Source organism: Barnesiella sp. An22 (assembly GCF_002159975.1).
GTDB classification, from domain to species: Bacteria; Bacteroidota; Bacteroidia; order Bacteroidales; family Barnesiellaceae; genus Barnesiella; species Barnesiella merdigallinarum.
In genome coordinates, this window is the sequence record NZ_NFJR01000021.1 from 23,584 (window position 1) to 31,589 (window position 8,006).

At 35.1% G+C, this 8,006-nt stretch carries 7 protein-coding genes; all 7 read right to left on the reverse strand.

Annotated elements, in window-relative coordinates; genetic code table 11:
- Positions 1-5: 5 nt before the first annotated feature.
- Positions 6-1,781 carry a protein phosphatase 2C domain-containing protein gene (locus tag B5F38_RS13365; RefSeq protein WP_087409628.1) on the reverse strand — a complete coding sequence of 592 codons (1,776 nt, stop codon included), beginning with the start codon at positions 1,779-1,781 and terminating at the stop codon, positions 6-8.
- Complete coding sequence (locus B5F38_RS13370; protein ID WP_143240987.1) at positions 1,778-2,635, reverse strand: hypothetical protein; 858 nt, start codon at positions 2,633-2,635, stop codon at positions 1,778-1,780. The genes B5F38_RS13365 and B5F38_RS13370 overlap by 4 nt, the downstream gene beginning before the upstream one ends.
- Before the next feature lie 16 nt (positions 2,636-2,651).
- Positions 2,652-4,169 carry an FHA domain-containing protein gene (locus tag B5F38_RS13375; RefSeq protein ID WP_087409630.1) on the reverse strand — a complete coding sequence of 506 codons (1,518 nt, stop codon included), beginning with the start codon at positions 4,167-4,169 and terminating at the stop codon, positions 2,652-2,654.
- An 18-nt stretch (positions 4,170-4,187) separates the two neighbouring features.
- Positions 4,188-4,925 (reverse strand): MotA/TolQ/ExbB proton channel family protein, encoded by a 738-nt coding sequence (locus B5F38_RS13380; protein WP_087409631.1) that lies wholly within the window; start codon positions 4,923-4,925, stop codon positions 4,188-4,190.
- Positions 4,926-4,937: 12 nt separating this feature from the next.
- The gene (locus B5F38_RS13385) at positions 4,938-5,852 is read right to left on the reverse strand and encodes a DUF3829 domain-containing protein (RefSeq protein ID WP_087409632.1); all 915 of its coding nucleotides are present in this window, start codon (positions 5,850-5,852) and stop codon (positions 4,938-4,940) included.
- Between the two features lie 2 nt (positions 5,853-5,854).
- A complete protein-coding gene (locus B5F38_RS13390) occupies positions 5,855-7,225 on the reverse strand; it encodes an FHA domain-containing serine/threonine-protein kinase (protein WP_087409633.1) in 1,371 nt (456 codons plus the stop codon).
- A gap of 3 nt (positions 7,226-7,228) precedes the next feature.
- On the reverse strand, positions 7,229-8,006 hold a 778-nt coding region (locus B5F38_RS13395; protein WP_206422498.1), incomplete at its 5' end, for a zinc-ribbon domain-containing protein.

Here is an 8,006-nt window from a genome sequence, read left to right on the forward strand (position 1 = left end):
AGAATTTATTTTTTTCTATACAGCGTAAACTCAACATCTTTTCCTCTTAATGTATTTATATCAATGGTTGCTTGTGAAGATTTTATATTAAATAAGGTACGGCCAGTTATTTTTTCTTTGACTATGGAAACAGAATAACCGGGAAATTTCTTCTCTTCAAGAAATTTGATTAAACTTTCATATGTGTCGTCTTGCTGAATTTTAGCATCGTGAATAATAGTATCTTTTGATTCAACAATTTCAGTAATTTCTTCATTTCCACTTTCAGCCATACCTCCTACTTCTTTTGGTGTAGATATAGTTTTCAATATTTCACTTATTTGTCTTGCCCAATTATCTTTTTTAATCTCTTCAGACAAATAAATCTTTTTATACAGTTGTTCTAGTAAACCTTTTATTTTAGAATCTGGAGCTTTCTGAATCATTTCCTTAATCTGTTTTAGAAAAGTTACTTTTTTTTCTAACAGTTCTATTTTATGTTTTGCGTTAGATAGTTCTATGGTATCTTTGGCCTCAGTAATTAGGCCTGCGAGATTGGTGATATTGGAGTCGTTTGATTGTAAGTCCAATTCCTTTTGAATATTTGCTAATTTTGTTTTTAGTTCTGTCCGATCATTTTCAAAATTCACGCTAATATTTACATATTGGACACTATTCTGATTTCCAACAAATGTAGAATCAATAGCAGTTTTGTTCTGAAATTTTTTATTTGAGAAAAATTTCCATCCAGTAAAAAAACTCATACCTACTATTGTCAGTAGCCCTATAAAACATAACAATATACTTTTAGCTGAAAGGTGAATGTTTATGCCCTTAAATACCTTACCTATATCATTAGAACTAGAATTATGTATTTTAGAGTGAATTTCATTCTTTTGAATAGGTAAATACGTTCCTGCGCCAGATTTAATTTCACACAAAACAGCGGTTACGTTATCATACCAATCCGCTTTTTCTGCAGCTATCCAAAGAGCTTCTCTACATTTCTTCAAAGAATCACGATTAGCACTGATGATATCTTCAAGATTTTCACCTTCAATGAGTTCTCCATCAGCATCATATGTTTTCTTGTCCCTCAAGACTCCACTTAATCCATCACTACACAACAAAATTATATCATTGTTATAAACCTTGAACAAAACTGTTTCTGGAATTGCTTTTTGAGTAACATCACCAAGGCTTCTAGTAATAATATTTCCTTGAGGATGGTCAAAAGTATCTTCGTATTTGATTATACCCTTATCTGCCAATTCTTGAACATAAGAGTGGTCTTTTGACAATAGTTCTATACCGCCTGCAGGGTTATATCGGTAGGCACGACTATCCCCACACCAGCTTAATGTAAGTTCATCGCCCACGATCCATGCCATTATAATAGTACTACCCATACCCCTATGTTCGGCATTAAATTTGGCATCCTTTTTTATTCTGATATCAGCCTCACCGATAACTCGCTCCATATACTTCTTGCGTTTTTGATGATCCATAGCAAGTTCTACAGAAATCTTTCCTGGAGCAAAAAAGTCCGATACTGTATCTACCGCTATTTGCGAAGCCACTTCACCTGCATTCATACCTCCCATTCCATCAGCAACAACCATTAGCAATCCACAATCGGACAGCACGGTATCAGAATCAGGTTCGCCTTTATATGGAGTATCTTTGCTTAAATCGTAAGCAAAGAAGAAATTATCCTCATTACCATTTCTCGGCGCGTCGGCAGAAAACTTACCTGCCGCATCCGTATAGGCAACCATTTTAAATATAATTTTACTTTTCATTTCCTGTCCTTTTTGTTTTTATCTTTTTTCTTGTTACTCTCTATTAGTGTTAACTCAGTATCTGTATCTTCCTGCACAACAGGGGGGCTTACTTTTACTTTACTAGGATTAGAAGTTTCGTTTGGTAATATAGAAATTCTCGCAAGATCCCATTTTTCATTTTGCTCAACGAGTATACCGCAAAGATTAAAGGATACAATTCCTATTGCTTCATAGGAGGGTACAACATATATACCAGCAAGAATTTTCTTTATGGTATTTGGTTGTTCCACTTCATATACATTGTAATTAGGCTTAAATTCTATTTTCTTTTTAAACACGAGGAAGGTATTTATTGAATCATTCTCTTCCGTCAACCAGATTATCCATCCATCTTTTTCTCCATCTGATGAGTCAATCTTGAAGCCTTCACCATTTGCTACAAGAGTATCTTTAATTGAATAAAAAAGATTTTGTGCATTGCAAACTTTAACATCAATACTGTCTAATACTATTTTCCCTTCGGCTTTTTGGAACGATATCTGATATGGAACAGTATTGTATTTGTCACGATATTTACTATAATTAGGATCATACTCCCATGGCCGAACTGCTTGATCTGGGAGCACAATTCCTCCGTCAATCTTTAATCCCCATGAAGAAATAGTCCCAAAATTATCATTACCATTTCTTCCATACAATTTCTTCGTCTTTGGATCTTGCAAACGATAAGAACTTGTGATAGCAACAAAAGCATTCTTAACAGCAGACTGAACAATTTGTTGATTTGAAGTATTAAATGGGAATAAATTATCAATTTGGGCATTGGCAATTAACGCCCAAGACATCATGAATATAGTTGTTATTTTTTTCATTTTTATTATTTTTAATTTATCTAATTACTAATATAGGAACTATAAACCCAGTATTCCTTCCTGCACCTGCTGATACTATACCAACGACCTCTAATTCTCCTTTTTCATTCGTATAAAAAACAGGGCCTCCGGAGTTTCCTTGTTCATAATTCGTATCAGTGGTAAGTATAACCCCATTTTGTAATCCATTTGCAGCTACAATACCACTTCCATAAATTGGATTTATGTCAGTTGAAGAGTTTGCACCTAGACCTAAAGGAAAACCTAAAACAGTCAATCTAGTTCCTCGTTCAAGGTTGCTACTCTTTGAGAAGTTAAAGGGCAGGCCTGCTCCTCCCGCATTAAAATAGGCATAATCTGTATTATCAAGTGATGCCATAACAACCTTTGTACCATCTTCTGCATGATTTTCTTTATCATGAGAGCGATTACAATGGAATTGATCGCTTGTAAATGTCATTTTTGCTCCAGATGAAGACATCGCAATAAAATGAGCAACGACCTTACCACCATTATTCGCTATAGCATTAAGATTCAATAATGTCTTGTTAACATTGCCGCCACTAACAAAAAAATACCATCCCTCAGAAACATGTCTAGCTGTAACAAATCTGCCATCGGAAAGCAAAAATCCAGTTCCAGACCACCCCGGAAGTTTATTCTCACCTCTACCACATTCTATAGTTGTCCTTTTGCCATCAGGAAATGTTATCTCAAAACCTAATGTCTGAATATAAAAGATATACGGAAGGCACTTGTTAATGGCTGCATTATCCACATTACCTGAAACGTTTTTGGTGATTACCTCTTTAATAATTTGAGGCTTTCTCTTCTTGAGTTCTTCAATCTGTTTCCCCATTTCACTGATGGTTTCTCCTTTTGCCGTAATTTCTTTGGCCAACTCTGCGTTTCTTGCATTAACTGCTATTATTTCTTTTGATTGTTTTTCAGTGACTTCTGCAAGATGTGCATTCTGCTGATGTAAATCATACAACTTATACCCGCCTCCACATGAAAGAAGTACTATTAAACATGCCAAAGTTGCAATAGCAGTTTTGTAAGGCCTTAAAGCTTGTTGGCGAAACAGACTCATTCGGCGAGTTAATCCAATAGAACCAACAGTTGCTCTTTTCCCTGATGGAATGATAAAGCCCAATTTTGGGCCATTCACAGACAATTGTATCTCATCACCATTCTGTAAATACCATTCATTCTTTATCTTATGCCCATTGAGGAATGTTGAATTTGTGGAAGACAATTGCACTATCTTCCAGTTCTCTCCATCCTTAACTATTGCAGCATGCCTGCGACTAACTGTCGAAAAGCTCTCATCATACCGCACTTGGCATTTGGAAGAGCGACCAATTTCAATTTGATCAACAATGATTTCTTGGGCTTCTCCTGCTTTATGATATTTGGACGAAACTTTATGTTCCAAGATATAATATTTCTTAGAAGAACCCATCACGGATTTAATGCCAGCTCCTATTGACCCGTTAAGTGTACGTTTATAACGTTGTGTTTCCTGTGTCATATTTCATTAACTCATTAACTATTTATAAAATCTGTTTATGAGATTCTCTATAATGTAAGAATTCAAGTCCGCAAACAAAGAGTCTTGTTGCTTCCTTAAATAATGAATTCCCCACATTAGGATAATACTTAGTACTAGAGCAACAAGTGTTGTATCAAATGCAACAGCCAGCATACTTGTTACTTTTTCAAGTCCTTCTGGTGTACTAGCCTCATTTGTATAACCTAAAGATGCTGCAATTCCTAAAACAGTGCCTATAAAGCCAACAGATGGTACTGCCCATGCTGCATAGCTAATAAATGATTGTTCACTCTCGTATTTCTCATTATATATTCGGATTTGTGCATCAACAAGACTTATCACCTCTGCACTTGATTTACTTAAACGATATTTAGTACATGCTTTGATAATTAAATCAGTCAACAAGAACTTTTGAGTATGTTCTATTTGCTGTATATCCAATTTGATTTTATTGGCATCCTCTGCATCTAAAATCCAGTTTTCCTTCTCTGGCAACAAATGTTGTGATAATACTTTTTTTTCATCTGATATTTTCCCCAATAAATATATAACATCCATAATACCAAAGATGAAGAAAAAATATGTTACGCCTTGTATAATACCTTCTGGCATTGTACCTCCTAACATAATCAAAATACGAGGCGCATCATTTGACGGAGTTACCCCGACCAATAACATCATAACAATCATTGTTATGATAAGGCCAAATAGTATTCTATAAATTCTTTTATTCATGCTTCCTAAATTCTATTTTATTACTTTGCCTGTTCCCCATATAGGCTCTTTTAAACTAACAAATTCAAAGCCTGAGTTTGATAGTCTAAAAGTTGCGACCAATTTATTGTTCCCTTTTGAAATGGCAATTGGGCCAATTTCTTTTTTTATTTCGTCATTTTTCCCTGGATGAAAAACAAAGATGCATGTTACATTAGCATAGTTTGATACAGAGTTTTCGTATACATTAACCCAAACAGTATATTCATCTGGGTATATTTGCGGAACATAAAACAATTCAAAACGTTCTTCTGCATCCTCATCAATACGCTCTCGCACATCTTCACCAAGAATTCCCCATTTCTTAGATGGATAATTCCTCCAACATTGCTCTTGCGGTTGTCCAAATTTTTGAATACCAATATCCACGTCTGTATTTGTTTCGTCCCATTTGCATAATATGCCAAATTTCGCAAAGACACCAAGCGTTTTTTCAACAGTATTTGCTGTACTGTTGGCTTTTTCGTTTTTTCCTTTTTCTGTTTTTAATGTTTCTGTGAGTTCCTTAATCTGTTGCTTAAGTTTCTCTATATCTTCTTGCTGGTGTTTAATTTTTTCTTTTAAGTCCATATTTTCTGAAGAAATCTTCTTAATGTCTTCTTCCAATCTTTCTATTTTATCATTAAATTCAGACAATTTCTTATTTGCAACTTCAATTTCTTCTTTAATTTTTTCAAAAACCTCTTTAGGTACAGAGTTTTTGATCTTCTCAATAGCTTCTTTCACATTATTTGCAACAGTCTTTAATTCTTGAACTTGCTTAACTAACTCTGGGTCGGCTTGTACACCTTTAGGTACAACAACAAACAATATTATGACTGCAGCCAAAGCTCCAGACAGCAAGTCCAAAAAAGAAGTTCCAAATATGTTTATTTCCTTTCTAGCCATTATCAATATCCTTCAACTCTAAGTTTTACATCTCCTATTGAAATAATATCTCCTAACTTTAAAGGGAATCCAGAACGATTCACTTCTGTTGAATTTACATAAGTACCATTCATCGATAATATCCATTCATGTTTTTTATTTTGAATACCATTACAATAGGCTGTACATGTCTTGCAGGGAAATAGTTCTTTTAAGCGTAATCCTATTGGACATTTTAAGCGCCATTGGCCATCACGGATTACCCAAGTACCTCTTTCGTAATCAAGTTCTAAGGTACAATGACATCTGGATACATATGAACTAAGCGTTTCCTTTATTGAAATGACGTTATAAACATCCTCAGTTTCACGACCAACAGTTAAAATTCTACTGTTCCCATGTATCAGGTCGTCTAAACGATACTCTTTATTATATTCTTCTCCCTGCATCACTCTTAAAAGTATGCCATTTCTAATGGTATTCCTCTGCTTAAATGAATCGGAATTCACAGGCCGATATGTTGAACCTAAAGAAGGCAATAGAGCTAAGACTTCATCCACGTTTTGAAGCCGTTTTTTGAAATCTGGGACGAGACAGCCATCTATTAATTGAAGCCACATATGCCCATTGGAAGAATGTTCAAGCAATTCTCTATCCCATTTTCCACGTTTAGCTCTTTCTGTATATTGAGGAAGATCGGATTCTGTTTCTAACCGGCCAAATGGCAATTCATAAGTAAGTAATTGGTACATCATAACCCCGAAAGAAAATATATCTGTGGTAGGTAAAACAGTTGCATTACCTCTTTTGGGGTTTATCTGTTCGGGTGGCATATAGGCAAAAGTTCCAAAAATCTGTTTAGGAATACCCAAAATTCCACGTTGGGTAAGCCTATTGTTCTGGTCTCCTGAAATACCAAAATCAGTAAGAATAGCCGTACCGTCATGACGTATAAGTACATTTTCAGGTTTTAAATCTCTGTGGACTTTACCTTGAAGATGTAGGTCTTTAAGGCCATACAAAATTTCCTTGGCTGTTTTTAGTAAGTCAATATTCCCTTTCTCCGCTGCTTCCATTAAATCCCCATTAGGGCAGAATTCCATAATAATAAATGGATTTCCTTCAACAAATCCTTTTTCATAAGAATGAACAAGATAATTACTGTTTATTCTACCTGTTTCATATTCCATGTCAAATCTTTGTAGAAGTTGATGTCTATCATCACCAACAATTTCCCAAAGCTTTAGCAATTTTAGAGCATAATCCTGTCCTCTTGTATCTTTTACACGATATACACACCCGAAACTTCCTGCTCCAAGCATTTTAATGACGGTATATTGTTTGTTAATAATATCGCCAGAATGAAATACACAACGATTACACTGAATAGACATGGATTATCCTTTAAATTCAAACAAACGGTTGCCTAACGCTATAATATCACCAGACTCCAGCTTTGTTCTTTTACTTACACGAATCATTGTTGATTTTCTCTCGCTATGATCTTCAATGTACCATACCCCGTTTTCATGGGTTAACACTGCTTGTTCTTTTGATGTTATGGTTTGATTATTTGGGTCTGTATTTTCTCTGTTTAAAACGATAACCTGGCCGGAATAAGTAATAGGATTGTACTGCACCTCTTCTTTAGTCCACGCTATAGGTCTTAAAGTACAGAACTCATCATGTTGAGGACTATCCCATGCTCCTACAGTTCCCATTCTAAGTGTTTGACCACATTGTGAACAGAAACGAGCATTGGGAATAAGTTCTGCTCCACATTTAGGGCATTTATTATTTGATTTTTTTTCATATCTATTCTTTGTGTCAACTGTAGAAGTTCCACAAGCAGGACATACTTTCATCCCTTCAGCTAACTCATACCCACAATTTCCACAGACCTTATTCCCTGTTTGAGATGCATTGCTCATTTTGCCAAAGACACTGCTTTCACGAACTGTAGAATGAAGAGATTCTCGCTCCTCACTGATACTTTCTCTATTATAATTATGACTCTCATGTTCAATCATAGAGCCTGTAAGAGGTGCATTACACTTCTCACATTTTGATTTTCCTGCAGGATTTTCCCAGCCACAATTTTTACATCTCATTGTTATTATATAGTTAATTATTATTATCCTATCCAATCTATCGCTCTCCTTGTAAGAGACGGAT

Excerpts from the sequence above, each read along its gene's own strand:
- B5F38_RS13365 (WP_087409628.1), bottom strand. The coding sequence starts at position 1,781 with ATGAAAAGTAAAATTATATTTAAAATGGTTGCCTATACGGATGCGGCA.
- B5F38_RS13370 (WP_143240987.1), bottom strand. The coding sequence starts at position 2,635 with ATGAAAAAAATAACAACTATATTCATGATGTCTTGGGCGTTAATTGCC.
- B5F38_RS13375 (WP_087409630.1), bottom strand. The coding sequence starts at position 4,169 with ATGACACAGGAAACACAACGTTATAAACGTACACTTAACGGGTCAATA.
- B5F38_RS13380 (WP_087409631.1), bottom strand. The coding sequence starts at position 4,925 with ATGAATAAAAGAATTTATAGAATACTATTTGGCCTTATCATAACAATG.
- B5F38_RS13385 (WP_087409632.1), bottom strand. The coding sequence starts at position 5,852 with ATGGCTAGAAAGGAAATAAACATATTTGGAACTTCTTTTTTGGACTTG.
- B5F38_RS13390 (WP_087409633.1), bottom strand. The coding sequence starts at position 7,225 with ATGTCTATTCAGTGTAATCGTTGTGTATTTCATTCTGGCGATATTATT.